Below are 26,108 nucleotides of genomic sequence, written 5' to 3'. Positions count from 1 at the left end.
CCAAGGAGTTCGCGTCGGAGACGACGTCGAACCCGGACACGAACTCCTTGATCACCGGGAGCGGCGCCGGGGGGGTCAGAAGGGGGCGTCCACCGGCAGGCGGCGGACCTGGGTGAGGTAGGGGTCCAGCTCGCCCACCTCGAAGCGGCACGTGCCGATGACGTGCCAGAACTGGCCGCCCGGGTCGCCGTCCAGCTTGTACCGGCCGTCCGGGCTGACCGCCGCCCACCCGTCCGGCAGTCCGATCAGCGTGGTGCGCATCTGGGCGTGCTCCGGGTCGGCCACGTCCCACAGCCGTACCGTGCCGTCGTCACCGGCGCTCGCGAGCAGGCTGCTGTCCGGACTGAAGTGCACCGACCAGACGCGGCGGGTGTGCGCGGCCAGGGTGCCGTGCAGCCGGCCGGTGACCGGATCCCAGAGCCGGATCACCAGGTCGTCCCCGGCGGTGGCGAGCAGGTTGCCGTCCGGGCTGAACGCGCAGGACCAGAGCCGGCCGTCGTGTTCGGTGAGCACCAGCCGCCGCTCGCCGGTGACCGCGTCCCAGACCACCGCCGTGCCGTCGTTGCCGGCGCTGGCGAGCAGCGTGCCCTCGCTGTTGAAGCCGACCGAGTAGACCCGGTCGGTGTGGTGTTCGAGGGTGAGCCGGCAGGTGGCGGTGGCGGCGTCCCAGAGGCGTACCGTCTGGTCGTCGCACCCGGTGGCGATGGTCTCGCCGTCGGGGCTGAACGCGACGGTGCGCACACGTCCCCGGTGCGGGGTGAGCGTGGCGAAGTGCCGGCCGGTACGGCGGTACCACAGGCGAACCGTGTCGTCGTCGTTCGCGGTGGCCAGGGCGTCCCCGTCCGGGCTGAACGCGACCGCCCAGACATGATCGGTGTCCACGTTGAGTTCGCGCTCGTCGGCGCCGGTGTCGGTGTTCCACAGGTGCACGCCGCCGTCGCCGCTGGGCGTGGCCACGAGCGGCTCCTCGGGACAGAACACCACCGACAGCAGCCGGTCGGCCGGGCTGGCGAGCTGCCGCAGCAGGCGGCCGGTACGCGGCTCCCAGAGCCGGATCACGCCGTCGTTGCCACAGGCGGCGAGCACCTCGCCGTCGTCGCGGAAGGACAGCGCGGTGACGCGCCGGCCGTGCCCGCGCAGCGTGTGCTGGAGCTGCCCGGTGCGGACGTCCCACAGCCGGGTGGTGCCGTCGTTGCTGCTCGTCGCCACCTGGTTCTGATCCGGTCGCCAGGCCACCGGCCAGACCGAGCCGCGGTGCCGGGTCAGCTCGTGCCGCACCTGCCCGTCGTCGGTGTCCCAGAGCTGGATCGCGCCGTCGCTGGCGGCGGTGGCGAGCAGGCTGCCGTCGCCGTTGAACCGGACGCTGTAGATCGCGCCGCGTTGCCGGCCGAGCACCCGCACCGGACGGCCCGTCTCAATCTCCCACAGCCGCAGCGCGCCGTGCGTGTCGCCGGTGGCCATCAGCGTGCCGTCGGGGTGGATGTCGAGGGCGTACACGTCGGCCTCGTGGCCGCGCGGCGCGCGCAGCAGTTCGCCGTCGGTGGCCCGGCGGATCCAGATCCGGCCGTGCTGACCGACGGCGGCGAGCAGCCGGCCGTCCGGCGAGTGCACCACCCGGTAGACCACCTCCGGCTCGCGTACCTCGAACGCCAGCCTGCCGGTGGGGATGTCCCAGCCGCGGACCGTGCCGGCGCTGTCGGCCACCACCACCCGCCGCCCGTCCGGGCTGAACGAGGTGCCCCAGATCGGCGCGACGTGGCCGGGCCACTCGTGCCGCAGCCGGGCGCCGCGCACGTCGTACAGCCGCACCACGCCCGCGGCGTCGCCGACCACCAGGCGGCTGCGGCGGCCGTCGGTGAGCAGCGGCCACACCCAGCCGGTGAAGACGTCCTCGATGACGTGCCGCACGTCGCCGTGGTCGGCGTCCCACAGCCGTACGGTGAGGTCGGCCGAGCCGGTGACGAGCTGGTGGGACGCGGCGTCGTAGCGGACCGCGTAGACCCGGGACCGGTGGCCCGCGAGCGTCCGCACCGGCAGCCCGGTGGCGGTGTCGCAGAGCAGCACACCACCGTCGTCGCTGCCCACCGCGAGCACCGCGCCGTCCGGGCTGTACGCCACCGGCACCGGCAGCCGGCCCACCTCGAAGCCGTAGCCGACGCCCACGGCGGGCGGGGCCAGGCCCGGCGCGACCGGCCGACCCGGCGCGACGACGGCGCCGCGCAGTTCCGGGGCGCGCAGCAGGGCCGCGTCGGCGCTGACGTCGATCAGCGCGGTGCGGTGCCAGCTGCTGCCGGCCACGCGCGCGCCGCGCAGGTCGGTACGGAACAGACGGGCCCCGGCCATCTCCGCGTCGCGCAGGTCCGCCCCGGCGAGGCGGGCCTGGTCCAGGCGGGCGCCGCGCAGCCGGGCGTGTTCCAGCCGCGCCTCGGTCAGGTTGGTGGCGACCAGCCGCGCGTCGGTCAGGTCGGCACCGGTCAGGTCGGCGCCGGCGAGTTCGCGGTGGGACAGGTCCTCGCCGCGCAGCACCGCGCCGCGCAGGTCGGCCCGGTCGGGCAGGCGCAGCCGAGCGGACAGCCGCAGCGCGTTGGCGCGCAGCGTCTCGCCCGCCGACTCGTCACCGAGCACCCGGGCGGTCCAGGCGGTGCAGCGGGCCGGGTCGGCCAGGTCGCCGAGGAACTCCACGGCGAGCGCGGACAGCGACCGTACCGCCAGCGCGGCCGGCTCCTCGCCCCGGTTGATCTGCTCGGCCACCCTCTCGGCGACCAGCCACTCCATGACCGAGGTGTGGATGAACCCGAACAGCCCGTCGTCGGTACGGACCAGCAGGCTGCCCGCGCCGACCGCGTGCGCCGCCTGCGGGCCGGACAGCCGCGAGTCGGCCCGCCCGGCGAGCTGGCCGGTGGACTCGGCCAGCTCGGCCAGGCGAAGGTACGCCTCGCCGCTCTCCCACAGCTGGAACGCCAGCCGGCTCACCGCCTGCCACAGCTCGGGCCGGCGCAGGCTCACCGGCGCGCCCGGGATGCCCTGGGTGCGGCGCTCCTCGAAGTCCAGCCAGGACTCCAGGATCTCCCGATACAGCACGGCGGCGCTGAACGTGCCGCCCGCACCGGCCACCGCGGCGAGCCGCCCCTCGTCGAGGTTGGCGATGAAGCCGAGCATCCGCGGGTTGCGGGACAGCCCGAGCAGGTCCTTCACGCCGGCGAGCAGGTCCATCCGCTCGCGGGCGGCCTGCTCGTCGCCGCCGTACCGGTTGCGCAGGAACGCCTCGATCTGCCCGGGGTTGAAGTCCTCCACCGCCAGCACGCGCCGGTGCGGCAGCAGGCCGACCCGCTCGCCGAGCGCGGTCAGCACCTGCGAGTTGGTCTTGAAGTGCTGGGTACGGCTGCTCACCACGATCTTCGCGTTGCCCTCGGCGGCCTGCAGCAACGTCTCCAGGTGGTCGGCCGCCCGGTCGTAGGTCACCCGGGCGACCAGCTCGTCGAAGCCGTCGAACAGCAGCACGATCCGGCCCTGGCGCAGCATGTAGCGGAACGCCTTGAGGTCGATCACCTGCTCGCCGTGGTTCGCCAGGTGCGCGGCGACCAGGCCGTCCACCGAGTGCGCCTTGTCCAGCGCGCGCAGCTCGACCAGGATCGGGATCAGGTCGGGCGCGGCGGTGGGCAGCCGGCGGGCCACCTCCCGCAACGCGAACGTCTTGCCCCGGCCGAAGTCGCCGAGCACCAGCACGAACCGGCCGTCCGGCGCGGAGACGGTCTCCAGCAGCTCGTCCACCACGTCGTCGCGGACGCGCTGGTCGGCGCCGACGAGGTGGCGGAAGCGCTGCGGCACGTACTGCCCGGGCGGGTAGAGCCGGTCGGCCTGGAGCCGGGCGGTCTGCGCGGCGACGTACTCGCGCAGGTCGAGCAGGCCCTGGAACTCGGTCAGGTGCAGCACGCGGACGCCGCGCCGCTGCGCCTCCTCGGCCAGCCCGCGCGGCACCCGGTCGCCGTCGTAGACCAGCTCGGAGGCGATGTCCGGGTCGGTGGCGTGCACCCGGCGGGCGAAGACGTCCACGTCGGCCGCGGTGGGGGTGCCCACGTGCGCGCCGACGCGCTGCTGGCGGACCACCCCGTCGGAGCGGTAGCTGATGTACAGGTGCGGCGGGTCGGTGCCGACGTGGCGCACCACCACCCGGTCGTAGCGGGCCTCGCAGACCTCGGCGAGCCGGTCCAGCAGCCGCTGCACCGGGGCGACCGGAGCAGCGGCCGCCGCCGCGCCCTGGGTGGCCCCCTCGACGGCGGCCGGGCGGCGCGGGTCGGGCACCTGCGCCGGGCCGGACGCGCCGAAGGTGGCCTCGGCGTGCGGCCAGGACACCGCGGTGACCGCGCCGCCGTCACGCCGGTCGTCGCGGCCGAGCACCCAGCGGGTCATCCCGTCCGCGCCGAGCCGCAGGACCTGCGCGCGGCCGTCGCGGGGCGCGGCCGCCAGCGGCACCACCGGGTCCACCCGCGCCGACGGCGCGGCGTCGGCGAGCAGCAGGTTGAGCATCGGGCCGACCAGCCGGTTGACCGAGCCCCGGTCGCGCAGCGACACCGGGTCCGGCGGCACCTCGTCGGCGTACGGGCTGCGCGGCCCCGGGGCGTGCGCCATCGCGCCCAGCCGCAGCCAGCCGGACTGCTGGTAGTGGCGCAGCCGCTGGGCGAACCAGCTGGACTGCGCCTCGCCGAGGAAGCCGTACCGGTCCTCCTCGCGGTGGGTGATGGCGATGGTGGAGTTCAGCCCGGCCACCACCACCCGCAGGTCCGGCACGCCGAACAGGGTCCACGGCTGCTCGCTGTCGAAGATCCGGTCGTCGAGTCCCTGGTAGAGGTCGTCGAACAGGCGCGCGTAGTGCCGCCACTTCGGCCAGTACGGCGGCTGCGGGTCGACGTCGTCGGCCTCGCAGGTGGCGAAGTAGGCACGGCACGCCGCCATCGTCACGTCGCGCGGGCCGGGCACCACGACGAGCCGGTGCGGCTCCAGCCCCAGCAGCACCCGCAGGCCGGTGAGGAAGCTCAGCGCGTCGGAGAACTCGCGCGGGCTGCCCGACTCGGTGAGGTTGCCGGCGACGACGAGCAGGTCCGGCCGGGGCACACCGTCGTTCATCAGCAGCGTGAGGTCGCCCATCAGGTGCTCCTGCACCTCGCCCGGGGTGACCGGCGCGCCGGGGGTGATCACGCCCCGGCCGAAGCGCGGCCCGGCGACCTGGAGCACGGTGACGGTGTCCCGGGCGGCCGGTGGCGCCGCGGCGGCGGGCGGGAACGGCGGCGGGTTGATCGGGGTACGCCGGGCGCGGCGGGGCGCGGGCGCACCGGCGGCGGGCGCGGCGAGCACCCCGTGCGGGTCGGCCGGGTGGTGCGGGAACGCCGGCTGCCGCATCGGCTTGGCCCGGCCGTCGAGCGCCTCCCAGATGCGGTCGAGCACCCGGTTGCGGGCCTGCGCCGGGTCGTCCACGCCGACCAGGTCCACATAGGTGATGGTGGCGAGCAGGCCGTCGATCGGGCAGTCCTCGACGCGTACCGTGACGAGCTTGTTGCCGGCGCCGTCCGGGTCGGCGCGCAGCGCGGCCTGCCACTCCAGCTTGCCGTACGTCGAGTGCAGGTAGCGCTCGGACAGCACCGCCACCACCACCTCGGCCTCACGGACGCCGCGGTCCATGAAGTCGATGAAGTTGGTGCCCGCCACGAAGTCCCACGCCTGCAACAACGTGCGGTAGCCGGCGGCCTCGAACTCCCACGCCAGCCACGTCGCCCAGCGTTCGTCCGCGGGCGAGTAGCTGATGAAGAAATCGATGGGGCGGTCGGACCGGGTGGGGTGCGCGCCTACAACCACGTGGTCATTATGGCCACCGACGGTCAACAGATCGACACCCTCGGCAGCCCGGATCGCGATCGCGCCGGGCTCCTCCGCCCGCACGGGCACGTGCGAGGATCATCCCTCGTGGAGACCCCCGGCGATCCGCCGAACGCCGTGCCCGACCGCTCCCGCTGGGGCCGCCTGCACGTGCTGGACCGGATCGCGATCGGGCTGGCCGTGCTCGGTGTGGTGTGTGTGCTCACCGGGCTGCTCCCCCGCGCCGACGCCGAGGCGACGATGCGGCGCATCGTCCCCATCCTGATCTTCCTCGGCACGGTGGTGGTGCTGGCCGAGCTGACCGCCGTGGCCGGGGTGTTCGACGCGCTCGCGACCCGGGTGGCGGTGACCGCGCGGGGCAGTTTCCGGGCCCTGTTCTGGCTCTGCGTCGGCTTCGCCTCGGTGACCACGATCGCGTTCAACCTGGACACCACGGCGGTGCTGCTCACACCGGTGATGATCGCGCTGGCCCGGGCGCTGAACGTGCCGCCGACGCCGCTGGCGATGACCACCGTGTGGCTGGCGAACACGGCCAGTCTGCTGCTGCCGGTGTCCAACCTGACGAACATCCTGGCCAGCGACCGGGTCGGCCTGGACCCGGTGCCGTGGGCGGCCCGGATGTGGTGGCCGCAGCTGGTCGCCGTGGCGGTGACCGCGCTGCTGCTGTGGTGGTGGTACTGGCGTCCGGCGCGCACCGGCGCCGACCCGTTCGTCCCGCCGCCGCCGTACGTGCCGCCGGACCGGGTGCTCTACCGCACCGCGCTCGCCGCCTGCCTGCTGTTCGTCGCCGGGATCCTCGCCGGCACCGAGATCGGCGTCGCCTCCGGGGCGGCCGCCGCGATCCTGGTCGCGGGCTTCGCGTTTCGCGCCCGGCACCGGCTGCGGCTCGCGCTGGTGCCGTGGCGGCTGCTGGTGTTCGTGACCGGGTTGTTCCTGGTGGTGCAGACCATCGGCCGGTACGGCCTGGACACGGTGATGGGCACGCTCATCGGCACCGACCCGGGCGCGGAGGGGGCGCTGCGGGCGGGCGCGGTCGGCGCGCTGTTCAGCAACGTGGTGAACAACCTGCCCGCGTACCTGGCCGGCGAGGCGGTGATCGCGGCCGACCGACACACCCAGCTGCTGGCGCTGCTGATCGGCACGAACGTCGGACCGCTGGCCACGCCGTGGGCGTCGCTGGCGACACTGATCTGGTACGAACGCTGCCGGGCCGCCGGGGTGGCCGTGCCGCTGGGCCGGTTCGTGGCCACCAGCGCCGCGCTGGCAGTGCTCGCCACCGCCGCCACCGTCACGGCGCTTCTTGTCGGTCCCGGCGCCTAGCATCACGACCATGAGCAGCACGCCCGAGATCGTCCGCCGCTACTTCACGCTCGCCGGCCAGGCCGACAAGGAGCCCTACCTCGCGCTGTTCGCCGACGACGCGGTGGTCGAGGACGAGGGACGCACCCACCGCGGGATCGACGAGATCCGCGCCTGGCGCAGCGGCACGCCGCTCGTGACGTACGAGATCACCGACGTCGAGCAGACCCCGGCCGGGACGGTCGTGACGGCCACGATCAGCGGCGACTTCCCCGGCAGCCCGTTCGGCGGGCTGCGGTTCCGCTTCGAGGAGTACGACGACACCCACATCCGCCGGCTGCGCATCGCCCCCTGAACCCGGGGCGGGCGGGAAAACCGCTGGGGTCCGGCCCGGCGGCTGGCTGGTCGACTGAAGCAGGCGTACCGGGACGGCGCGAACCTGGCCCCGGCCGGCGCCGCGAGAGGCGTACGGACCTGGGCCGGCTTCCTGGCCGACCGGGTGCCGTCGCGTCCGGTCGCCTGACCCGCTGCGGCGACCCTCGCCGCCGGTCAGGCGCCGACGCGCGCCGGCGGGTGGAACTGCTCGAACATGACCTCGTAGCCGTCCGGTTCGAGCCCGTAGAAGATCCGCGCCCATCCCACGTCCCGGCTCCAGCCTCACCGGCAGCCCTTCGTCGCACCACAGCGCGGACGTGGCGTCCAGGTCGGACAGGATCAGCCGACCCGGCTCACCAGCCGACCGAGCCGAGGCCGACCGGGGTGAGGCGGCGCACCTGCGGTTCGATCCACTGTGCCGCGGTGACCAGTTTGACCAGCCGGTCGATGGTCTCCGGCGGCCCGGCCACGAAGCTGCGCCGGTCCGCCGGGCAGCCGTACCTGTCGTCGAACGTGCCGCCGTCGAGCGCCCGGACCGCCATGCCGGCCTCGACGGCGAGCAGCATCCCGGCCGGCAGGTCGACCGCCTCGGGGCGGTAGCCGACGATGCCGTCGATGTCGCCGCGGGCCAGCATCACCCAGGACAGCAACGGCGCCCACAGTTGCAGCACCCGGCGGGCGCTGGTGTCCAGCACCACCTTCAGCGCCCGGGCGGTGCTGTCGTCGCGGCGTACCTCGTGCCCCTGGGTCCAGGCCAGCACCGGCGCGGACGGCACCGGACGCCGCGCGGCGCGCAGCGACCGCGCGGCCGGGCCGGACTCGTGCACGAACGCGCCCCGGCCGCGCACCGCCGACCAGGTACGGCCCGCGACCGGGTCGTGCACCACGCCGAGCACCGGCGAACCGTTGTCGCACAGGGCGATCCCGACCACGTACGCGGGCAGGCCGATCGCCACGTTGTTCGTGCCGTCGAGCGGGTCGACGAGCCACGTCCAGGTGGTGTCCGGGGTGTACTCGCCGCCCTCCTCGGCGATCACGCCGTGCTCCGGCCAGCGGGCCCGGATCCGGTCGACGATCAGCCGCTCGGCGGCCAGGTCGAGGTCGGTCACCAGGTCACCGGTGTCGTTCTTGGCTCGGGCGTGCACCTCCCCCCGGGTACCCCGGCGCAGCAGGCGGCCCGCCGCCTGCGCGGCCCGCACCGCGAACCGGTGCGCGTCGCGCAGGTCGGGCCCGCCTCTGCTCGGCTCCACGTCCATGGCTCCTCCAGCCAGTCAGCCCCGTGCCACCAGTCGCGCGATCTCCCGCGCCATCCGCGCGGTCTCCGCCGCGTCGCAACGGTCCCGGCGTACCCGGTGGCTGCGCCCGTCCACCGCGCCGAGGCTCAGGTCGCAGGCGCCGGGAGTGGTCCGGCCGAGCGCCACTGTCACCGCCGGCTCACCGGCGTCGACCTCCGAGGTGTGGAAGCCGCCGGCGCGCAGCGCGTACGAGTCGCCGGCCGAGTGCGTCTCCACCGTCGCGGTCATCGCGGTGACCAGCCGGTCGGTGGCGGCCATCTCGTCCACCTCGCCGAGGCTGTGCACCTCGTAGATCCGCCAGGCCGGGTCGGCCGGCGCGTCGTCGACCTCGATCAGCTCGTTGCGGACGGTGCCGTGCAGCACGTGACTCAGCAGGTCCCAGCTGTGCGAGTGCATGGTGGAGGTGGTCGGGCGTACCGGAGGCGGATCGGCCGGCCAGGCGTGCACGCAGATGCCGTCCGGGCCGTCGCGTTCCACGGGCAGGCAGGTGAAGCCGAGCGGGTGCCGGACCGCGCTCAGCGGCCGCCGCCCGTCGGCGACGTCGCCGAGCACGTCCAGCACCCAGCCGCGCAGCATCTCCGGCCGGGTGCCCCGGTCGATCTCCCGTGCGAGGTCGGCGTAACTGGTCATGAGTAGGGGTTCCTCGCCTGGACGGCCTTGCCGATGATGTCGGCGACCTCGCGGTCGCCGAAGGACCGGGGCAGCGTCAGGCCGAGGGCGGTGAACAACCGCCGTACCTGCTCGACCGACGGCTCGTCGTCGAGCTTGACCTGGGCCGCCGCCTCGATCGGCACGCGCCGGCTCTGCCGGCGGCTGTAGTCCAGCTCGATGTTGAAACGGTTGTAGTAGACCTCGCCGCGGTCGACGCGCAGCGCGGGGGTCTGCGGGTTCTCCTGGGTGATGACGACGCAGGAGGAGGACAGGTCGTAGCGGAAGGTGGTCATCTGCGCGGAGAGCCGGACGTCGACGGTGAGCAGGCCGGAGCGTTGCAGGTGCCAGCAGGCGGCCAGCACCGTCGCGTACGACTCCTTGCGGGTGCGGTCGACGGTCCACGGCTCGCCCGGCGCGTCCGGGTCGAGGCTGCGCCGGAACCGCGCGTACCGCTCGCAGACCTCCTCGTCGGTCGGGTCGATGATCTCGATCGCGACGGTGAGGGTGGCGTTGCGCCGCCGGGCGTGGTCCAGGCAGTCGGGCAGCGTGACCGCGCGCAGGAAGGTGCCGGTGCCGCCCTTGAAGCTCCACTGGTCGGTGTGCCGCCGCGCCTCGGCGAGCGCCTGCCCGACCTCGCTGCCGTGCAGCACGCGCACCATGGAGACGCTGTCGATGGCCTCGCGGGCCCGGTTCAGCGCGCCCTCCGGGCCGGTGATCTCCTGCATCTGCGGCACCAGGTCGGTCAGCCGGTCGCGGGTGTCCGAGATGACCTGTCGGACCTCCCGCTCAGTGGTGCGGCGGCGCAGCCGGTCCCGCAGCATCGCCTGCGCGAGCAGGCCCAGCACCAGCAGGATCGCGCTGTTGACGACCTCCTGGTCGACCGCGTTGGTAAGGCCGAGCACGGACACCGTGAGGGCCAGGACCAGGCCGATGAACGCGTCGAGATTGGTCACGACCCAGGCGAGCAGGCGCGTCATGACATCCCCCGGTCGACGACGGAACCCCCATGATAGCCCGTTGTCAATGCCTTCATCACGCCCTGTTATGCGGTGGTGGCGGTACGCCGTGCCGGCGGGCCGCGCAGATCAGCGAGCCGCCGAGCCCCGGTGCGGCGCGGGCCAGCCGGCGCGAGGCCACCCACCGGCCGCCCGGCAGCCGCCAGCCGACCTCGTTGGAGCGCAGCGCCACCGGCGTGAACCCGGCCCGGCGCAGCGTCCGGCGCAGCAGCGAGGCGGTGAACGGGCGGATGTGCAGCCACAGGTACGGGTGCAGCGGGTCGACCTGCCGTGGCGCCCGGCCGGCGAGGAACGCCAGCCGGTCCTGCACCGGCGCCAGGTTCGGGGTGGTGAGCACCAGCAGGCCGTCGGGCACCAGCACCCGGTGACACTCCCGCAGCAGCGCCAGCGGGTCGTACACGTGCTCGATCAGCTCCCCGGCGAGCAACCCGGCGAAGCTGCCGGCCCGGAACGGCAGCCCGCGGGTGGCGTCCAGCCGGACCGGCAGCGCCCGCCCGCCGGCCGCCGCGCGGGCGGTGCGCAGCGCCGTCTCGGCCATGTCCGCGAGCACCACCGGGCCGGGCAACGCGGCCGGGTCGAGCATGCCGCGCGGCCCGCAGCCCAGTTCCAGCACCGGCCCGCGCCGGGTCACCCCCTCGGCCATCAGCCCGGCCGCGACCGCGCGGCGCACCCGGTGGTACGGGTCGTCGACGTACCCGTCGACCTCGGCGCCGTCGTGGTAGCGGCAGAGGTTGGCGTGCCTGCCGTGCGCCTGCGCGCGTTGCGCGGACGTCCCGGTCGGCGGCTCGGCCATCACACCTCCACAGCGGACGCCGGCCCCGACGGCGGCGTCCGCCCCCAAGCCTCGCACCGCTTCCGCCGTCCGGGTCGCACATCCACCCGGGGTACGACGCGGCGGCCGGTCGTCCGGCCGCCGCGCCGATCGGGTGAGTCAGACGGCCCGGGCCCAGTCCAGCCGGGTGCTGTCGTCGTACTCGTCGCCGGGGATCCACCACTGTTCGCCGAAGCCACTGGTGGACACGATGATGTTGCCGCCGTCGGGGTACTCGTTCTCCGGTGGGATCGACAGTGCGGCGCAGTAGCGGCCGTCCGGGGAGAACACCGGCGACAGGTAGAACCGGGGCTCGTCGGTGAGCTTCTTCAGCCCGGTCCCGTTGATCCGCACCGAGGCGAGGGACTGGTTGCGCGTCTCCAGGTCCGGATACCAGCGGTCGGTGCAGAACACCACGCGCCCGGAGTGCGGCGTGAAGACCGGCGAGTGGAACATCTCGCCCGGCACCGGCGTGTAGATCGGCCGCACCGCGGCGGTCGCGAGTTCGAGCACCCGCAGTTGCCAGCCCTGCGAACGGCTGCGCCACCTGACCACGATCATCGAGCCGTCCCGGGACCAGTCCGGGTCGGTCATCGTGTGCCCCTCGACCAGCAAGCGGGTGCCGCCGGTCGCCACGTCGACGGCGATCAGCCGGTCCCGGTTCCCGCCGGTGACCAGCGCGATCTCCCTGCCGTCCGGCGACCAGGTCGGAGCGCCGTAGTGGACGCCGAACGGGTCGGCGAGCAGTGTGCGCTTCTGGCCGGTGATCCGGTCGAACACGGCGACGAACGGCTCCAGCGTGCCGTCGCCCGAGCGGGCCGTGTTGACCCATGCCACGTACCGGCCGTCCGGCGAGGTCTTGGCGTGGTCCCCGTTCGGCAGCAGTTCCCGCGGCGTGGTGCGGCCCGGGTCGACCTGGAGCACACCCCAGCCGACGCTGACCAGCCACGACCCGTTCACCACGTCGGCGGCGGCCGCGGGCGCGGCGGTGGATGCGGCGGCCAGCCCGGTCGCGGTGGCCAGCCCGGTGAGTGCGGCGGTGCGCAGCAGGGCACGACGATTCATTGCTGTCATTCGGCAACCCCCGTGTGAGACGTGGCCTCACCCTCCCGAGTGGATCGACGCACGGGAATCGGACGAGTGGCCGCTTCACGCTCGGCTGCTCGTCCTTCACCGCTGGTGAGTGCGCCGCAGACCGGTACGCTCGCCCCGATGACCTCCGACGCGCTGAGCCGCGCTCTCACCGAACCGGGCGACCCGCCGCTGCTCCCGCTGCCCGGCGTGGCGGTCGAACTGTTGGACGCACTCGCCGCCCCGCCGCGCCTCGGCGCGCACCTGCGACTGGTGCACGACGTCGCCTGGCACCTGACCGCCGCGTTCGCCGACCGGTTCGGTGCGGTGCCGTTCGACAGGCAGGCGGTGCTGTTCGGGGCGGCCGTGCACGACCTCGGCAAGGTCGAGCACCCGGCCGAGCTGACCGGCCCCGGGTCCGCCCACGAGGAGGCGGGCTACCAGTTGCTGCTGCGCTTCGGCGTACCGGAGGAACGGGCCCGCTTCGCCGTCACCCACGCCGCCTGGCACTCCCCCGGCGTGCAGCTGGAGGACCTGATGGTCAGCCTGGCCGACAAGGTGTGGAAGGGCCGCCGGGTCACCGACCTGGAACAGCTCGTGGTCGACCGGCTCGCCGGCATCACCGGCCAGGAGCGCTGGCAGACGTTCCTGGACCTCGACGACGTGCTCGCCGAGCTGGCCGCCGACGCGGACCGCCGGCTGGCGTTCCAGGCCGAGCATCCGGTGTACGGCTGACGCCGGAGGCGGCGATGAGTCCGGCGCCGCTGGTCGTGCTCCCCTACCGCACCGCCGACCAGCCCGATCCGGACGCCGGTGTCCTCATGGTCGACCGGGACGTCGACCTGGAGATCCGCGCCGTCCACCGCTCGCGGCACGCCGTGCACGTCCGCTACGCCGTCGGCCACCGCGCATACGATACCGATTGACTTTCGATAGGTTCCGCGCGATAGTCGATGCATGCTTGCGGCGCAACGCGCGGTGACACCACTCCGCGCCTTCCTGGTCCTGCTGTTCGCGATCCTGGTGCTGTTCCAGACCATGTCGCTGCCCGGGCAGTTCGCCCACATGGCCCGGGAAGACCCGGACATGGCGTACCTGCGGTGGCCCGCCACCGCGGTCACGATCTTCTGGGTGCTCTGCGTCCAGGTGGTGATCGTCTGCACCTGGCACCTGCTCACCCTGGTCAAACGCGACCGCATCTTCACCGAGGCGTCCCTGGGCTGGGTCGACGGGATCGTCTGGGCGGTCGCCGCCGCCTGGGTTGTGCTGGTCGGCGTGTTCCTCTACGTCGGCTTCAACGCCGACGACCCCGGACTGCCGCTGCTGCTGTTCCTGCTGGTCACCGGCGTCAGCGTGCTGGGGCTGCTGATGGTCGTCCTGCGGGCGCTGCTGCGCCAGGCCACCACGCTGCGCACCGACATGGAAGCGGTGATCTGATGCCGATCGTCGTGCGCATCGACGTCGAACTGGCCAAGCGCAAGATGAGCGTCGGCGAGTTCGCCGAGCGCGTGGGACTCACCCCGGCGAACGTCGCCGTACTCAAGAACGGCCGCGCCAAGGCCGTCCGGTTCAGCACTCTGGAGGCGATGTGCCGGGTGCTCGACTGCCAGCCCGGCGACCTGCTCGAATGGGTCGCCGACGAGGAGGAGCGATGAGATACCTGGCCGCCGCCGTCGCCCTGCTCGCCGTCGCGGTCGGCGTCTCCGGCTTCGTGTACGGGGAGGCCGACGACTCCCCCGGCCTCCAGCTCCTGTCCGCGCTGCTCGTCATCGGCGCGGTAGCCATCGGCGTGCGCGTCGTCCGGCGTACCCGGTAGGGCCGGCGCCCCCTCGACGCCGGCCCCGCCGCTCAGCCCTTCACGCAGACGACCTGCTTGAGGTGGGCGACCACCTCGACCAGGTCGTCCTGCTGGGCCATCACCTCGGTGATGTCCTTGTACGCGCCGGGGATCTCGTCGACCACACCGGCGTCCTTGCGGCACTCCACCCCGGCGGTCTGCGCGGCCAGATCCGCGGTGCTGTACGTCCGCTTCGCCTGCCCCCGCGACATCCGCCGCCCGGCGCCGTGCGACGCCGAGCAGTACGCGTCCAGGTTGCCCTTGCCGCGCACGATGTACGAGCCGGTGCCCATCGAGCCGGGGATGATGCCCAGGTCCCCCTTGCCGGCCCGGATCGCGCCCTTGCGGGTCACCAGCACGTCCACCCCGTCGTAGCTCTCCTCCGCCACGTAGTTGTGGTGGCAGGAGATCGGCTCGTCGAAGCCGACGTGCGGGAACGCGTCCCGGACCACCTGGCTCAGCAGCGCGAGCATGACCGCCCGGTTACGGCGGGCGTACTCCTGCGCCCACCACAGGTCCCGCCGGTACGCCTCCATCTCCGGCGTGCCGGCGAGGAACACCGCGAGGTCCCGGTCCGGCAGGTCGGTGTTGTGCGGCAGTCCGCGCGCCACCGCCATGTGCCGCTCGGCCAGCTCCTTGCCGATGTTGCGGGAACCGGAGTGCAGCATCAGCCAGACCCGGCCGTCGTCCGCGCCGCCCTGCTCCAGGCAGACCTCGATGAAGTGGTTGCCGCCGCCGAGCGTGCCGAGCTGCCGCTGCGCCCGCGTCTGGAGCTGCGCGACCTTCCGGTCCAGCGTGCCGAACCGCTGCCAGAAGTCGTCCCAGCCGGCCTGCTCCAGCCCGCGGATCCGGCGCGGGTCGACAGCGTCGTCACGCATCGCGAAACCGACCGGGATCGCCGCCTCGATCGCCGTACGCAGCGGCGCGAGGTCGTCGGGCAGGTCGGACGCGGTCAGCGAGGTCCGCACCGCGGACATGCCGCAGCCGATGTCCACGCCGACCGCGGCCGGCGACACGGCCTGCCGCATCGCGATCACCGAGCCGACGGTGGCGCCCTTACCGAAGTGCACGTCCGGCATCACCGCGACGCCCTGCACCCACGGCAGCGCGCCGATGTTGCGCAGCTGCCGGGCCGCCTGCGCCTCGATCGCGTACGGGTCGGTCCAGACCCGGACCGGCGCCCGGGTACCGGCCAGCGGGGTGAAACCCATCGTCGTCTCCTTGCTCATGTCCGTCTGACGTAGGCCGTACGGGACTCGAACCCGTAGCCTCCCGGTTGAGAGCCGGGTGAGCTGCCAGTTGCTCCAACGGCCCTCCGGCGGCGTGACGCCGTCGGCGGATCCACCCCGGACACGGAGAACCGCCCGGCTCCGGTCTGGGGGCGGGCGGTTCGCGCGGATCGTCGCGCAGGCGCTAGACGCGCCACCACCCTGGTTGCCACTGCCGTCGCCGGCCCGTGCCCGATTCGGGCAGCAGGGCACCGGCGCGCGGCGCGAGCCGCTCGGCGCGGGTGCGATTCTGCTGCGACACGGTGGACTCCCCTGGTGGATCAGAACGTTGCCGCTCACGGTACGGCCGCCGCACCCGGGCGGCAACACGATATTCCGTCGCGCACCCGGCCCTTGACTACGGAGAGTAGTGGAGGGTGACCTGTGTGCCAACTTCCGCTAGGCTTCGGTTGTCTCGGACAGTCCATAAAGGACTGAAATAGAGAGGAATGAGCATGCGAATTTCACGGGTGGTCGCAGGGCTGACAGCCGCAGTCACCGCGGCGCTGGGAGTGAGCCTGGCGTCCCCGGGCCCGGCCGCAGCCGCGGAGGCGGGAAGCTGGAGGGCGTACGGGAACACCAATCCGGTCACCTCCAGTCCGAGCACGTGGTACTGCGCGCCGAGCGGCACGATCGCCACCAACGTGGCCGCACAGATCTGTGGGATCAGGTCGGTGGATCGCACGGCGGTGCAGGCAGCGGTGATCGTGCGCAACAACCGGTCGTCCCTTTACTCGGTCAGCGCGACGATGAGCATGGGCCTCTCCGGCACCAGCCAGGGCACCTGGGAATGCCGGTCGTCAGGGGTCGCGGCCAACTCGTGGTCCGTGTGCTTCGGGCGGACCCTCTCCCAGAGCGGGAAGGTGGACGTGGAGGGGTGGGCGAACAACGCCTACCTCGGCGTGGCCTGGGACGTCTGACCAACCTCCTCGACCGTCCGAGCTGAGGTAGAGCCCGGCTTCGAGGAGTTCGGGCAGCGAGCACGGCTCCTGAGCGCGATCCCCAGCCGCCTCGACGGGGATCCCGCTTCAGGAGTCGTGCGCGTTCCGGCGCCCGCACTCGGCCGACCGCACACGCTGCCACGGGCTGACCTAGCCGGCGTGCGCCACCGGGTGGCGCCGCATCTCCTCCATGAACGGGTAGCGCGCGGTCAGCTCGGCGAGCGTGATGCCGGCCCGCCACGCGGCGGCGACCTGCGCGACCTGGAGCAGGTCGGTGGCGTCGCCCCGGGCCTGGACGTCGCCGTCCACCCGCAGATCGATCATGAAGTAACGGGCCTGGGAGCCGAGGCTGACGCAGACGACGCCCCGGGGCGAGGTCATCTCGGCGCAGGTGAACCGGCTGCGCCCCTGCTCGGGCGCGGTCACCTCGCCGATGTCGAGCTGGTTCGCGGCGGCTGTGGCCACGAGCGCGGGGGCGAGACCACCGGGCTCGACCAGGTCCGGGTAGAGGCGCACACCCAGTGCGGCCGACACGTCGCTCATGACTGACTCCCACTTCCTTGTGACAGAGACCAGCAGCGCGCAGGTTACGGGTGTGTTTCCGGCACGCCCGGCCATCCTTTCCCGTGTGACCGTCCGGGGCAAGAGGAACGCCCTCATCGAACCCCTCCGGGGTAGGCTGCCGCCTCATGGCCCTGATCCGGTGTGACTTCTTCTCCGAGGCGCTCGGCATGGGCACGTCGATGACCGTGCTGCTGCCCGATCGCGGCGCGGCCGGGATCGGCGTGCCGGGCGCGGCCGCCGCCGGTGACCCGCCGGTGCTCTACCTGTTGCACGGCCTGACCGACGACGACACGGCGTGGACCCGGCGCACCGCGATCGAGCGGTACGTGGCGCCGCTGGGGCTCGCCGTGGTAATGCCGCAGGTGCAGCGGAGTTTCTACTGCGACGAGGCGCACGGCAACCGGTACTGGACGTTCCTCAGCGAGGAACTGCCCGAGGTGTGCCGGTCGTTCTTCCGGCTGTCCACCCGCCGGGAGGACACGTTCGTCGCGGGCCTGTCGATGGGCGGGTACGGGGTGGTGAAGTGGGCGCTGCGCCAGCCGGACCGGTTCGCGGCGGCGGCGAGCCTGTCCGGCGCGCTGGACGTGACGCGTCGCCGTCACCATCCGACCCGTCCGGTCGACCCGGCGGTGTGGCACACCGTCTGGGGTGGCGGCCCGGTGCCCGCCGACGACGACACGGTGGGGCTGCTGGAGCGCTCCGGCGACGACCGTCCGGCGCTCTACGTCGCCTGCGGCACCGAAGACTTCCTGTACGAGGACAGCCTGCGGTTCCTCGACGTGGCCCGGGAACGCGACGTGCCGGTCACCGTCGACTTCGGTCCGGGTGACCACGACTGGGCGTACTGGGACGCGCGGATCTGCGACGTGCTGGCCTGGCTGCCGTTGCGCACGCGCTGACCGGTGCGCGGGCGGCGACCGCGCCGGCTCAGACGCCGACGGTGCCGTCGATCGCCTCGCGGATCAGGTCGGCGTGCCCGTTGTGGCGAGCGTACTCGTGCAGCATGTGCAGCATGACCAGGCGCAGCGAGACGTCCTCGCCCCAGCGTGCCTGGTGACCTGTCACGTCGAGCGACCCGGCCTCCCGCTCGATGCGCCGGGCGTGCTCGATCTCGCGCCGCCACGCCTCGAACGCCTCCGCCACGTCGGCGTCGCGGGCGTCGTACGCCTGCTGGAAGTCGCCGCTGTCCGACCACACCAGCGGTACGTCCTCGGCGGCGATGACCCGGCGGAACCAGGTGCGCTCCCCCTCCGCCATGTGCCTCACCAGCCCGAGCAGGGACAGCGTGGACGGCGGCGACGCCGCCCGGCGCAACTGCTCGTCGGTCAGTCCCTCGCACTTGAGGGCCAGCGTGGCCCGGTGGAAGTCGAGGAAGGCGCGCAACGACTCCCGCTCGCCGGCCTGCAGCGGCGGGCCGATCCGTTCGGTCTCCACGAGCGCCAGCCTAGCTGCGATCGATGGTGGAACGGCCGCGTCACCGCAGCGACGAACCGGCCACCGGGAAGTCGAACCAGGTGTCCGGATAGGGCTCGTCGACGTACCGGTAGTGCCACCACTCCAGCGGATAGTTCTCGAAGCCCTGGGCGGACATCAGCCGTCGCAGCAGGTCCCGGTTGCTGCGGGCGGTGTCGCTGATCCGCGCGTCGGCGGTGTGGGCGCGCGGGTCGAAGCAGTCGAACCCGGTGCCCATGTCGATCGAGTCGTCGGCGAAGCGACGGCCGGCGGGCTCGGTGCAGGGCACGAGCGCCTGACCGGGCGTGTACGCGGCCTGCGGGGGCCCGGAGACCGGAACCAGGGTCAAGTCGACGGTGCTGCCCCGGCTGTGCGCGGTGGGCGCGCCGATGTAGCCGTCGGCGAACAGCCGGTCCTTCGGCACGCCGGGATAGAACTCGCGCTTCATCCGCTGCTCCCCGGGGAGTTTCGCCCAGGCGACGAAGTCGTCGGCGGCGCGCTGCGGGCGGTAGCAGTCGTACACCTTGAGGCTGTGCCCGCCGGCGAGCGCGGCGGTCTGCACCCGGTGCAGCGCCTGCGCCGCCGGGCGGGTGAGCAGGCAGCGCGGCTCGGCGTACCCGTCGACGGGCCGGCCGACGAAGTTGTGCGGGCCCGCGTACCGGATGTCGGTGCGGATCGTGGGGTCGACGGTGGCGAGGTCCACGAAGTCCGCCGGGGCGCGGGGTCCGGTCGGAGTGGGTGACGGCGGCGGGGACGGTGCCGGCCGCTGGCAGGCGGCGGCGAGCAGTGCGGCCGCGACGGCCAGGACCGCCGTCGCGCGTCTGCCGGTACCCACCCGCCGTGTCTACCAGCCCCGGCGGCCCGGCATCGGCGGAACCGGTGGTCAGCCGCCCAGCACGGTACGGAGGAAGTCGAGCGCGCCGCGCGTGAGATGGCTGGCGCATTTCCGGAAGGTTTCCGCAACTCGCGCGAACGAGAGGGCCGGTCCGGCCTGTCGTCAAGCCGTCGGCGTACGGCAAGATGTGCGTGGGGCGGGACGGTCCACCGGTCGGTTCCGGCAGCCGGCGAAGGGAACACGGGTGAGCGCGGACGACGAGCGCAGGGTGACCATCACCGCTATCGCACGGGAGGCCGGCGTCTCGGTGCCGACCGTGTCGCGCGTGCTCAACGGGCGGTCCGACGTCGCGCCGGACACCCGGGAACGGGTCGAGGAGCTGCTGCGCCACCACGGCTACCGGCGCCGGGGCAGCCGTACCGTGCGCCGGGCGGACCTGGTCGACCTGGTCTTCAACGACCTGGACAGCCCGTGGGCGGTGGAGATCATCCGCGGCGTCGAGGACGTCAGCCACGCCGCCGGGGTGGGCACCGTCGTCTCGGCGATCCACCGCGAGTCCAGCTCCACCCGGCAGTGGCTGCACAACCTGCGCGCCCGCGCGTCCGACGGCGTGATCGTGGTGACCTCGCACCTGAGCCCGCCGGTGCAGGCCCAGTTGCGGCGCCTCAACGTGCCGGTGGTGGTGGTCGATCCGGCGGCCGGCGTGGCCGCCACGGACGTGCCGGCGATCGGCGCCACCAACTGGACCGGCGGCCTGGCCGCCACCGAGCACCTGCTCAAGCTCGGCCACCGCCGGATCGGCTTCGTGGCCGGCCCGCCGCACCTGCTCTGCAGCCGGGCCCGGCTGGACGGCTACCGGGCCGCGCTGGCCGGCGCCGGGGTCGCCGCCGACGACCGGCTGGTGCAGCCCGGCGACTTCTACCATGCCTCCGGCTTCACCGCCGGTGGCGCGCTGCTCGACCTCGACGACCCGCCGACCGCCATCTTCGCCGCCAGCGACCAGATGGCGTTCGGGGTGTACGAGGCCGTACGCCGCCGCGGGCTGCGGGTCTGCGACGACGTGAGCGTGGTCGGCTTCGACGACCTGCCCGAGGCGCGGTGGGCCTCACCGCCGCTGACCACCGTGCGCCAGCCGCTCGTGGAAATGGGCCGGCTCGCCGCGCGTACCGTGCTGCGGCTGGCCCAGGGCGAGGAGATCGACTCGCCCCGGGTCGAGCTGGCCACCGAACTCGTGGTGCGGGACAGCACCGCCGGGCCCGCCCTCCGCTGATCCGGGCCGCCTCTTTCAGTCCTGTTCCGGAATTTCCGGCTCCCGGAGGACCGGGCCGGTCGACATGGCTACGGCGGCGGCGTGGCGGCGCCGCCGGGCCAGCAGCAGCGCTCCCCCGGCCGTCAGCACCGCGCCCACCGCGACCGTGACACCCGTGCCCGGCCGCGGGACGGGCGCCGCCGCGCCGCCGGCCAGACCGGCGTGCCCGGCCAGGGCCGAGGCCGCCCCGCCCGCCGGTGGCGCGGACCGGTCCAGCTCCCCCGGCTCGACCAGCCGCCCGACCGCGGCGTCGCGGGGCTGCGCGAAGCCCCAGTCCAGCAGCGCCGCGCCCTGCTGCCAGCTCCGCTGCGTGGTCACCTCGGCGCCGAGCAGCGTGACCACGAGGCGCCGCCCGCCGCGCTCGGCCGCACCGACGTACGTGTGCCGGGCCAGGTCGGTGAAGCCGATCTTGCCGCCGAGCGCGCCCGGATAGTGGTCCAGCAGCATGTTGTCGTTGGAGATGGCGAACGCCTTCGCCCGCCGCGCCGGCTGGGCCGGGATCCGCGCGGACCGGGTGGCGGCGTACCTGCGGAACGCCGGGTCGGCGAAGCACGCCCGCGCGATGAGCGCCAGGTCGTACGCGCTGGTGAACTGCCCCGGCCCGTCCAGCCCGGACGGGGTGACCGCGTGCGTCTGCCGGGCGCCGAGCCGGTGCGCCTCCTCGTTCATCGCCCGTACCCCGCCGGCCGGCCCGTCCGGTCCGCCGCCGAGCCGGGCGAGCGCGTTGGCCGCCTCGTTGCCGGAGCGCAGCAGCAGTGCCAGCCAGATCGTCTCGATCCGGTAGCGCCCGCCCTCCACCAGCCCGGCCGCCGAGCTGCCCGGTTCGACAGCCAGGTCCCCGGCGGTCACCGTCACCTCCCGGTCCGGGTCCAGCCGGGGCAGCATGGTGGCGGCCAGCAGCAGCTTCTGCACGCTCGCGGGTACGCCGTACTCGTGCGGGCCGCAGCCGCCGAGCACCGCGCCGCTGTCCAGGTCGGCGACCACCCAGGAGGTGGCGGTCACGGCCGGCGGCGCGGTCGACGCGGGCGGGACGACCAGGCCCGCGGTGTCGAGCGCGGCGCCGCCGACGGCCCGCGCGGCCGGGTCGGGCGCCGGCGGCGGCTGCGGGGAAACCGTCGACGGGGCCGGCACGTTCGGGCAGGGCGGCGCGGCCGGCAGCCGGCGTACCGGCGCGCGGACGGCGGCCGCCGCAGGTGTCGCCGGCACCGGCAGCAGGAGGGCGGCGGCCAGCGCCGCGAAGGGTCCCCAGGTCCTCATGACCCGGACGCTAGCCACGCCGACCCGAACGGGTCACCGGCTCCGGGATTCGCGTTCCGGCGTCGAGACCGCGCGGTAAGGTGCCCGGTCAGGCGCGGCGGCGTTGCCGCCTGCGGGCGCGGCCCCGGCGGGCGGCGAGCAGCGCCGCCACCCCGCCGACGGTGAGCGCCAGCAGACCGGCGACCGGCACGATCACCCGCCAGTCCCCGTCGCCGACGCGGTGCAGCGCCGTTCCGGCCGGCCCCCGCCACGGCGGGGAGACGGTACGGGTGGGCTCGGCGGCTGCCGCCGGCCGGGGTTGCGCCGCCTCGGCCTCCCGCTCGCCCGGCTCGACCAGCCGGCCGACCGAGGCGTCGCGGGGCAGCCGGAATCCCCAGTCGAGCAGCTGGGCGCCCTGCTGCCAGCCGCGTACCGGGCGGGCCTCGGCGCCGAGGAGCGTCACCACGAGGCGGCGTCCGCCCCGCTGCGCGGCACCGACGTAGCTGTGCCGGGCCAGCTCGGTGAAGCCGGTCTTGCCGCCGAGCGCGCCGGGATAGCGGTAGACGAGCTGGTTCTCGTTCTGGATCTGGAACCCGCCCTTCTTCAGCGCGGGCTGGGCCGGGATCTGCGTGCGCTCGGTGAGCGCGTACCGGCGGAACGCGGCGTCGGCGAAGCAGGCCCGCGCGATGAGCGCGAGGTCGTACGCGCTGGTGAACTGGCCGGGCCCGTCCAGGCCGGACGGGGTGACCGCGTGCGTCTGCCCGGCGCCGAGCCGGCGGGCCTGCTCGTTCATCTCGGCGACGCCGGCCTGCGCACTGCCGGCGCCGAGTCGGGCCAGCATGTTCGCGGCGTCGTTGCCGGACTGGAGCAGCAGGCCCAGCCACAACGTCTGCACGCTGTAGCGGCCGCCGACGAGCAGGCCGACAGCCGAGCTGCCCGGTTCGATGTCCAGGTCGGCGCGGGTCGCGACGGCCACCTGCGCGGGGTCCAGCCGGCTCAGCATGGTGGCGGCCAGCAGCAGCTTCTGGGTGCTGGCCGGGGTGCCGGGGACGTGCGCGCCGCACGCGCCGAGGACCGCGCCGGTGTCCAGGTCGGCCACCAGCCAGGTGGTGGCGGTGACCGCCGGGGGCGCGGGGCTGCCCGACGGCGTGACCAGCCCGGCGCCGGCCAGCGCCTCGCCGCCCACCGCCGCCTGCTCGGGCGTCGTGGCCGGCGGCGTCGGGCGGGGCGGCCGGCTGACCTTCGGTGCGGGCAGGCGCGGGCAGACAGCCGTGACGGCGGGGGCGGGTGTGGTGGGTACGGCCGCCGGGGCGGCGGCGGCCGGGGCGGGCGTCCCGGCGGCGAGCAGGGTGACGGCGGTGGCGGCGGCCAGGACCCGGGCTCTCATGAGAAGGCACCCTACCGAGCCCGATGATCAGGTCCGGCCGGCTCACCGGTGTCGTGACGGTGTGTCGATCGCGCGGTCCCGTCCGGTGACCGGCGAGACAGGCCACCTCGACCCGCTCGCCCGCGTACGCGCGCCGCCACGCCTCCCGCAGCGCGTCGAGGGCGTCGGCGCGGTCGGCCGGGATCCAGAAGTCGGGCCAGCGGACCCGGCGGGCCGGCCACGCCGGCTCGGGACCGGGCGCCAGCAGCAGGGCGAAGTCGGCGGGCGACGCGGGCCCGGCGACCCGGCGCCCGCGCACGGTGGCGCCTCCGGGCAGGGTGAGCAGCCCGGCCTGGTCGGTCCACGGTGTCGCGTCCATGGCTCATTGTGTCCCGCCGCCCGGACACGTGAGTGCCCGCCGGACGAGGTCCGGCGGGCACTCACGATCGAGCCGGTTGATTCCGGCGTGCCGGATCAGCCGGCGCGACGGCGGCGCCAGGCCATGGAGCCGAGCAGCAGCACCGCACCGGCGGCGGCGAGGCCACCACCGAGCTTCAGCGGCGTACCGATGCTGTCACCGGTGACCGGCAGCCCACCCTTGTGCGGCGGCTGGGTCGGCCGCGGCGGCAGGACGGTGCCGGTCGCGCTGGCGGTACGGCCCGACGTCAGACCGGTGGCGGTGAACGTGTGCCGACCCGGCCGGGTCGGGCGGTAGGGGACGGTGAAGTTGCCGCTGGCGTCGGCCGTCACGGTGAACGTGGTCGGCGCGGGCTGCGGCTGGGCCCGGTTGGGCGTGTACGCCACGGGCGCCATCGCCACCGTGCTGCCGTCGCTGCGCCGCGCGGTCCCCTCGACCGGGGCGGCCGCGGGCAGGCCCGAGATCGCCACGTCGATCCGGACCGACTCGTTCGCCAGGAAGCCCGAACCCCGCAGCTTGAACGTCTCGCCGAGCCGGATGGTGGGCGGTGAGACGGTCAGCGACGCGATCTCGGGCGGGTAGACCGGAGGCTGCGGCTGCGCCGCTCCGGCCGCGGTCGGCACGGCCGCTACGGCCAGGCCCACCGTGAGCGCCATGATGATGCGGGATAGCCGCATGATGGATTCCCTCCTACTGTTCACAGCTTGGTGCGTTGACTACGTGAGTGGTCCATGGGGTGACGGTGGGTGTGTGCACCAGTTCGGCCGTCCCGGCGCCGGTCCTGCCGGTGAGCACCGTGACGTCGAGCGTCCGGGTCTGCCCCGGGCGGGTCTCCACGTTCGCCACCGCCACCTGGCGACGGCCGTGGGTGCCGCTGCCCATCGCGGTGTCCCGCCCGTCCAGCCGACCGGTGAGCACGGCGCCGCCGGTGGGCGTGTGGACGGAGACGAATGTGCGTGCGGTGTACTTGTCGCCGGCCAGGGCCAGCCCGGTGACGGACTTGCTCAGGCCCGACTTCGGGGCGGTGGAGTGCACCGTGATCCGCAGCCGCAGCTCGCGGCGCCCGTCCGGGTGGCATTCGCCGACCGTCACGGTGGCCGAGAACCTGAGGTAGTAGCCGAGCTTCGCGCCGCTGCCGTCGTTGAGGAACACGCCGACAGTCGGTACGGAGTCCTGCTCCGGGAGCTGACCGGCCAGCCGGCTGCCGGCCAGTGCGCGCTGCTCCTCGGATCGGACACTCCAGAACAATATCCGACGTTCATTGATTGAACGGGTAAAAACGGTCAGAAGCGCACGCGGGTCGACCGCCTTGGTGAACAGGGCGTCGAAGACGCCCGAGACGGCCTTGGTGAAGTACTCGTCCTGGTCCTTCGTGCCCAGATCGCGGTACGAGTCGCTGAGGAGCGTCCGCACGGCGGTGGCGGCGCCCAGCGACGGCCCGTCCGGCACGTTCACCGGGCCCACGACGCCGAGCAGGTACGACAGGACCACCGGGTCCACCGCCAGCACCCCGTCCACGGTGGTGCCGGTCCGGCGGCGCACCATGTCCCGGTAGAGCGCGGCGGCGGCCGGGAAGTCCGGGTTGAGGTTCACGTCCGCCGGATAGATGCCCGGCAGGTCACCCCAGAGCCGCTTCGCCTCCACGTCGACAGTGAGCGGCGGGTCGAAGAACCGCAGGTCGGACGAGCTGCCCTGCGACACGAGGCGGATCCGTCCACCCTCGGCACGCAGGACGGCGTACGCGCCGAACATGCCGCCGGTGGCACGCAGCTCGGCCGGGTTCTGCGAGACCAGCAGATAGCTGCGCGGTCCGTCCGCGCCGAGCAGTGGCGGCAGCAGCCGGGCGCCGCGCTCAGCCGCCGAGGTCAGCTCGCCGAGCCGGTCCAGCTCCGCCCGCAGCGCGGTGACGGCGTCGCGTACCTGCGTCACGAGGTCGCCGGTGGGCACCTGCCGCAGCCGGTCGGCGGTCCGGCGTACCGCCTGGTCGGCGGCGGACACCTCGGCCGAGACGGCGCGCAGGCGGGCCAGATCCAGCTTGCCCTGCTTCGGCACCAGCGAGGCGAGGTCGACGCGCAGCAGCGTGGGGAACGCCAGCCTGGCCAGCTCGTCCACCGCCACCGCGATCTGTCGTACCGCGGCGAGGTTGTCTCCCGCGTAGGGGGCCTGCTGGCCGACCCACCACACCGGATCCCCGGTCTCGCCGCGCGCGGCGACGGCTTGCCCCTGCAGGGCGGCGAGTGTGCGTTGGGCCCGGGCCACATCACCGTCGAGCACCTGGGCGCTGAGCTCCCGGGCCAGCCCGGCGGCGTTGACCAGGTGGGCGCGGGCCTGCCAGCCCCGGAACGCGACCCAGCCGCCGGCGCTGAGCAGCACCGACACGACGACCAGCCCGGTCAGCAGGATCCGGCGGACCCGGGCGCGCCGGCGCGAGCGGCGCCGCCGGACGGGCGTGGCACCAGGTCCGGTCACGGATTCCCCCTACGTGTCGGTCTC

General features: G+C 74.1%; 24 protein-coding genes, 1 tRNA gene and 1 pseudogene. 10 read left to right on the top strand and 16 right to left on the bottom strand.

The window, feature by feature from the left end:
* Positions 1 to 75: 75 nt before the first annotated feature.
* On the bottom strand, positions 76 to 5,850 hold the full coding sequence (locus C569_RS0102150; protein WP_026267600.1) for a TIR domain-containing protein: 5,775 nt from the start codon (positions 5,848 to 5,850) through the stop codon (positions 76 to 78).
* Positions 5,851 to 5,958: 108 nt separating this feature from the next.
* Between C569_RS0102150 and C569_RS0102145 the strand changes: the two genes are divergently transcribed.
* Together C569_RS0102145 and C569_RS0102140 are read left to right on the top strand one after the other, a co-directional pair.
* A complete protein-coding gene (locus tag C569_RS0102145; RefSeq protein ID WP_018784180.1) occupies positions 5,959 to 7,191 on the top strand; it encodes an SLC13 family permease in 1,233 nt (410 codons plus the stop codon).
* Positions 7,192 to 7,201: 10 nt separating this feature from the next.
* Positions 7,202 to 7,525 (top strand): nuclear transport factor 2 family protein, encoded by a 324-nt coding sequence (locus C569_RS0102140; RefSeq protein WP_018784179.1) that lies wholly within the window; start codon positions 7,202 to 7,204, stop codon positions 7,523 to 7,525.
* Positions 7,526 to 7,719: 194 nt separating this feature from the next.
* Here C569_RS0102140 and C569_RS34935 read toward each other — a convergent pair.
* The 6 genes and pseudogenes from C569_RS34935 to C569_RS0102110 form a co-directional block, all read right to left on the bottom strand.
* A pseudogene (locus C569_RS34935) lies at positions 7,720 to 7,876 on the bottom strand (VOC family protein); the annotation flags it as partial.
* Between the two features lie 22 nt (positions 7,877 to 7,898).
* The gene (locus C569_RS0102130) at positions 7,899 to 8,801 is read right to left on the bottom strand and encodes an inositol monophosphatase family protein (RefSeq protein ID WP_018784177.1); all 903 of its coding nucleotides are present in this window, start codon (positions 8,799 to 8,801) and stop codon (positions 7,899 to 7,901) included.
* Between the two features lie 15 nt (positions 8,802 to 8,816).
* Complete coding sequence (locus C569_RS0102125; RefSeq protein ID WP_018784176.1) at positions 8,817 to 9,470, bottom strand: hypothetical protein; 654 nt, start codon at positions 9,468 to 9,470, stop codon at positions 8,817 to 8,819.
* Positions 9,467 to 10,468: a hypothetical protein gene (locus tag C569_RS0102120; RefSeq protein ID WP_018784175.1), complete on the bottom strand. Its 1,002-nt coding sequence runs from the start codon at positions 10,466 to 10,468 to the stop codon at positions 9,467 to 9,469. Before C569_RS0102120 ends, C569_RS0102125 begins: the two co-directional genes overlap by 4 nt.
* 55 nt (positions 10,469 to 10,523) lie before the next feature.
* Positions 10,524 to 11,300 carry a class I SAM-dependent methyltransferase gene (locus C569_RS0102115; RefSeq protein WP_018784174.1) on the bottom strand — a complete coding sequence of 259 codons (777 nt, stop codon included), beginning with the start codon at positions 11,298 to 11,300 and terminating at the stop codon, positions 10,524 to 10,526.
* Positions 11,301 to 11,438: 138 nt separating this feature from the next.
* Positions 11,439 to 12,383 (bottom strand): LpqB family beta-propeller domain-containing protein, encoded by a 945-nt coding sequence (locus C569_RS0102110; RefSeq protein WP_018784173.1) that lies wholly within the window; start codon positions 12,381 to 12,383, stop codon positions 11,439 to 11,441.
* A 147-nt stretch (positions 12,384 to 12,530) separates the two neighbouring features.
* On the opposite strand from C569_RS0102110, the gene C569_RS0102105 reads away from it, so the two are divergent.
* From C569_RS0102105 to C569_RS33570, 5 genes are read left to right on the top strand one after another with little or no spacing between them, the layout of a single operon-like run.
* On the top strand, positions 12,531 to 13,124 hold the full coding sequence (locus C569_RS0102105) for an HD domain-containing protein (protein ID WP_026267597.1): 594 nt from the start codon (positions 12,531 to 12,533) through the stop codon (positions 13,122 to 13,124).
* A gap of 14 nt (positions 13,125 to 13,138) precedes the next feature.
* Positions 13,139 to 13,315: a hypothetical protein gene (locus C569_RS32950; protein WP_018784171.1), complete on the top strand. Its 177-nt coding sequence runs from the start codon at positions 13,139 to 13,141 to the stop codon at positions 13,313 to 13,315.
* A gap of 31 nt (positions 13,316 to 13,346) precedes the next feature.
* Positions 13,347 to 13,826: a DUF2975 domain-containing protein gene (locus C569_RS0102095; protein ID WP_018784170.1), complete on the top strand. Its 480-nt coding sequence runs from the start codon at positions 13,347 to 13,349 to the stop codon at positions 13,824 to 13,826.
* Positions 13,826 to 14,044 carry a helix-turn-helix transcriptional regulator gene (locus C569_RS0102090; protein ID WP_013476639.1) on the top strand — a complete coding sequence of 73 codons (219 nt, stop codon included), beginning with the start codon at positions 13,826 to 13,828 and terminating at the stop codon, positions 14,042 to 14,044. The genes C569_RS0102095 and C569_RS0102090 overlap by 1 nt, the downstream gene beginning before the upstream one ends.
* Positions 14,041 to 14,205 (top strand): hypothetical protein, encoded by a 165-nt coding sequence (locus tag C569_RS33570; protein ID WP_018784169.1) that lies wholly within the window; start codon positions 14,041 to 14,043, stop codon positions 14,203 to 14,205. The genes C569_RS0102090 and C569_RS33570 overlap by 4 nt, the downstream gene beginning before the upstream one ends.
* A 32-nt stretch (positions 14,206 to 14,237) precedes the next feature.
* Here C569_RS33570 and C569_RS0102080 read toward each other — a convergent pair whose 3' ends face one another.
* Complete coding sequence (locus C569_RS0102080) at positions 14,238 to 15,437, bottom strand: RtcB family protein (protein WP_026267596.1); 1,200 nt, start codon at positions 15,435 to 15,437, stop codon at positions 14,238 to 14,240.
* 30 nt (positions 15,438 to 15,467) lie between these two features.
* Positions 15,468 to 15,540: transfer RNA gene (locus tag C569_RS0102075), tRNA-Glu, on the bottom strand.
* A gap of 628 nt (positions 15,541 to 16,168) precedes the next feature.
* Between C569_RS0102075 and C569_RS33565 the strand changes: the two genes are divergently transcribed.
* The gene (locus C569_RS33565) at positions 16,169 to 16,414 is read left to right on the top strand and encodes a hypothetical protein (RefSeq protein WP_018784166.1); all 246 of its coding nucleotides are present in this window, start codon (positions 16,169 to 16,171) and stop codon (positions 16,412 to 16,414) included.
* A gap of 171 nt (positions 16,415 to 16,585) precedes the next feature.
* Here the strand turns inward: C569_RS33565 and C569_RS0102065 are convergent, their stop codons facing one another.
* A complete protein-coding gene (locus C569_RS0102065) occupies positions 16,586 to 16,978 on the bottom strand; it encodes a hypothetical protein (protein WP_018784165.1) in 393 nt (130 codons plus the stop codon).
* 146 nt (positions 16,979 to 17,124) lie between these two features.
* Here C569_RS0102065 and C569_RS0102060 point away from each other — a divergent pair, with 146 nt between their 5' ends.
* Positions 17,125 to 17,898 (top strand): alpha/beta hydrolase family protein, encoded by a 774-nt coding sequence (locus C569_RS0102060; RefSeq protein ID WP_018784164.1) that lies wholly within the window; start codon positions 17,125 to 17,127, stop codon positions 17,896 to 17,898.
* A 28-nt stretch (positions 17,899 to 17,926) separates the two neighbouring features.
* Here the strand turns inward: C569_RS0102060 and C569_RS0102055 are convergent, their stop codons facing one another.
* On the bottom strand, positions 17,927 to 18,433 hold the full coding sequence (locus C569_RS0102055) for a DinB family protein (protein ID WP_018784163.1): 507 nt from the start codon (positions 18,431 to 18,433) through the stop codon (positions 17,927 to 17,929).
* 40 nt (positions 18,434 to 18,473) lie between these two features.
* On the bottom strand, positions 18,474 to 19,286 hold the full coding sequence (locus C569_RS0102050) for a M15 family metallopeptidase (protein ID WP_018784162.1): 813 nt from the start codon (positions 19,284 to 19,286) through the stop codon (positions 18,474 to 18,476).
* A 244-nt stretch (positions 19,287 to 19,530) separates the two neighbouring features.
* Here C569_RS0102050 and C569_RS0102045 point away from each other — a divergent pair, with 244 nt between their 5' ends.
* Positions 19,531 to 20,556, top strand: coding sequence for a LacI family DNA-binding transcriptional regulator (locus C569_RS0102045; protein ID WP_018784161.1), 1,026 nt, complete (start codon positions 19,531 to 19,533; stop codon positions 20,554 to 20,556).
* Positions 20,557 to 20,571: 15 nt separating this feature from the next.
* Here C569_RS0102045 and C569_RS0102040 read toward each other — a convergent pair whose 3' ends face one another.
* The 4 genes from C569_RS0102040 to C569_RS0102025 form a co-directional block, all read right to left on the bottom strand.
* A complete protein-coding gene (locus C569_RS0102040) occupies positions 20,572 to 21,852 on the bottom strand; it encodes a D-alanyl-D-alanine carboxypeptidase family protein (protein WP_018784160.1) in 1,281 nt (426 codons plus the stop codon).
* Positions 21,853 to 21,940: 88 nt separating this feature from the next.
* A complete protein-coding gene (locus C569_RS0102035; RefSeq protein ID WP_018784159.1) occupies positions 21,941 to 23,218 on the bottom strand; it encodes a D-alanyl-D-alanine carboxypeptidase family protein in 1,278 nt (425 codons plus the stop codon).
* Between the two features lie 453 nt (positions 23,219 to 23,671).
* Positions 23,672 to 24,292: a hypothetical protein gene (locus C569_RS0102030; protein WP_026267594.1), complete on the bottom strand. Its 621-nt coding sequence runs from the start codon at positions 24,290 to 24,292 to the stop codon at positions 23,672 to 23,674.
* A gap of 13 nt (positions 24,293 to 24,305) precedes the next feature.
* Complete coding sequence (locus tag C569_RS0102025; protein WP_018784157.1) at positions 24,306 to 26,084, bottom strand: DUF4012 domain-containing protein; 1,779 nt, start codon at positions 26,082 to 26,084, stop codon at positions 24,306 to 24,308.
* Positions 26,085 to 26,108 lie beyond the last annotated feature (24 nt).

The sequence above is a fragment of the Micromonospora sp. CNB394 genome (assembly GCF_000374985.1).
GTDB classification, from domain to species: Bacteria; Actinomycetota; Actinomycetes; order Mycobacteriales; family Micromonosporaceae; genus Micromonospora; species Micromonospora marina.
The sequence above is the reverse complement of the archived record's forward strand: the minus strand, read 5'-3'. Positions and strand labels throughout refer to the sequence as shown.

Bases quoted from the DNA above. Each gene is read 5' to 3' on its own strand.
- C569_RS0102140 (WP_018784179.1), top strand. From the start codon at position 7,202: ATGAGCAGCACGCCCGAGATCGTCCGCCGCTACTTCACGCTCGCCGGC.
- C569_RS0102130 (WP_018784177.1), bottom strand. From the start codon at position 8,801: ATGGACGTGGAGCCGAGCAGAGGCGGGCCCGACCTGCGCGACGCGCAC.
- C569_RS0102125 (WP_018784176.1), bottom strand. From the start codon at position 9,470: ATGACCAGTTACGCCGACCTCGCACGGGAGATCGACCGGGGCACCCGG.
- C569_RS0102120 (WP_018784175.1), bottom strand. From the start codon at position 10,468: ATGACGCGCCTGCTCGCCTGGGTCGTGACCAATCTCGACGCGTTCATC.
- C569_RS0102115 (WP_018784174.1), bottom strand. From the start codon at position 11,300: ATGGCCGAGCCGCCGACCGGGACGTCCGCGCAACGCGCGCAGGCGCAC.
- C569_RS0102110 (WP_018784173.1), bottom strand. From the start codon at position 12,383: ATGAATCGTCGTGCCCTGCTGCGCACCGCCGCACTCACCGGGCTGGCC.
- C569_RS0102105 (WP_026267597.1), top strand. From the start codon at position 12,531: ATGACCTCCGACGCGCTGAGCCGCGCTCTCACCGAACCGGGCGACCCG.
- C569_RS32950 (WP_018784171.1), top strand. From the start codon at position 13,139: ATGAGTCCGGCGCCGCTGGTCGTGCTCCCCTACCGCACCGCCGACCAG.
- C569_RS0102095 (WP_018784170.1), top strand. From the start codon at position 13,347: ATGCTTGCGGCGCAACGCGCGGTGACACCACTCCGCGCCTTCCTGGTC.
- C569_RS0102090 (WP_013476639.1), top strand. From the start codon at position 13,826: ATGCCGATCGTCGTGCGCATCGACGTCGAACTGGCCAAGCGCAAGATG.
- C569_RS33570 (WP_018784169.1), top strand. From the start codon at position 14,041: ATGAGATACCTGGCCGCCGCCGTCGCCCTGCTCGCCGTCGCGGTCGGC.
- C569_RS0102080 (WP_026267596.1), bottom strand. From the start codon at position 15,437: ATGGGTTTCACCCCGCTGGCCGGTACCCGGGCGCCGGTCCGGGTCTGG.
- C569_RS0102065 (WP_018784165.1), bottom strand. From the start codon at position 16,978: ATGAGCGACGTGTCGGCCGCACTGGGTGTGCGCCTCTACCCGGACCTG.
- C569_RS0102060 (WP_018784164.1), top strand. From the start codon at position 17,125: ATGGCCCTGATCCGGTGTGACTTCTTCTCCGAGGCGCTCGGCATGGGC.
- C569_RS0102040 (WP_018784160.1), bottom strand. From the start codon at position 21,852: ATGAGGACCTGGGGACCCTTCGCGGCGCTGGCCGCCGCCCTCCTGCTG.
- C569_RS0102035 (WP_018784159.1), bottom strand. From the start codon at position 23,218: ATGAGAGCCCGGGTCCTGGCCGCCGCCACCGCCGTCACCCTGCTCGCC.
- C569_RS0102030 (WP_026267594.1), bottom strand. From the start codon at position 24,292: ATGCGGCTATCCCGCATCATCATGGCGCTCACGGTGGGCCTGGCCGTA.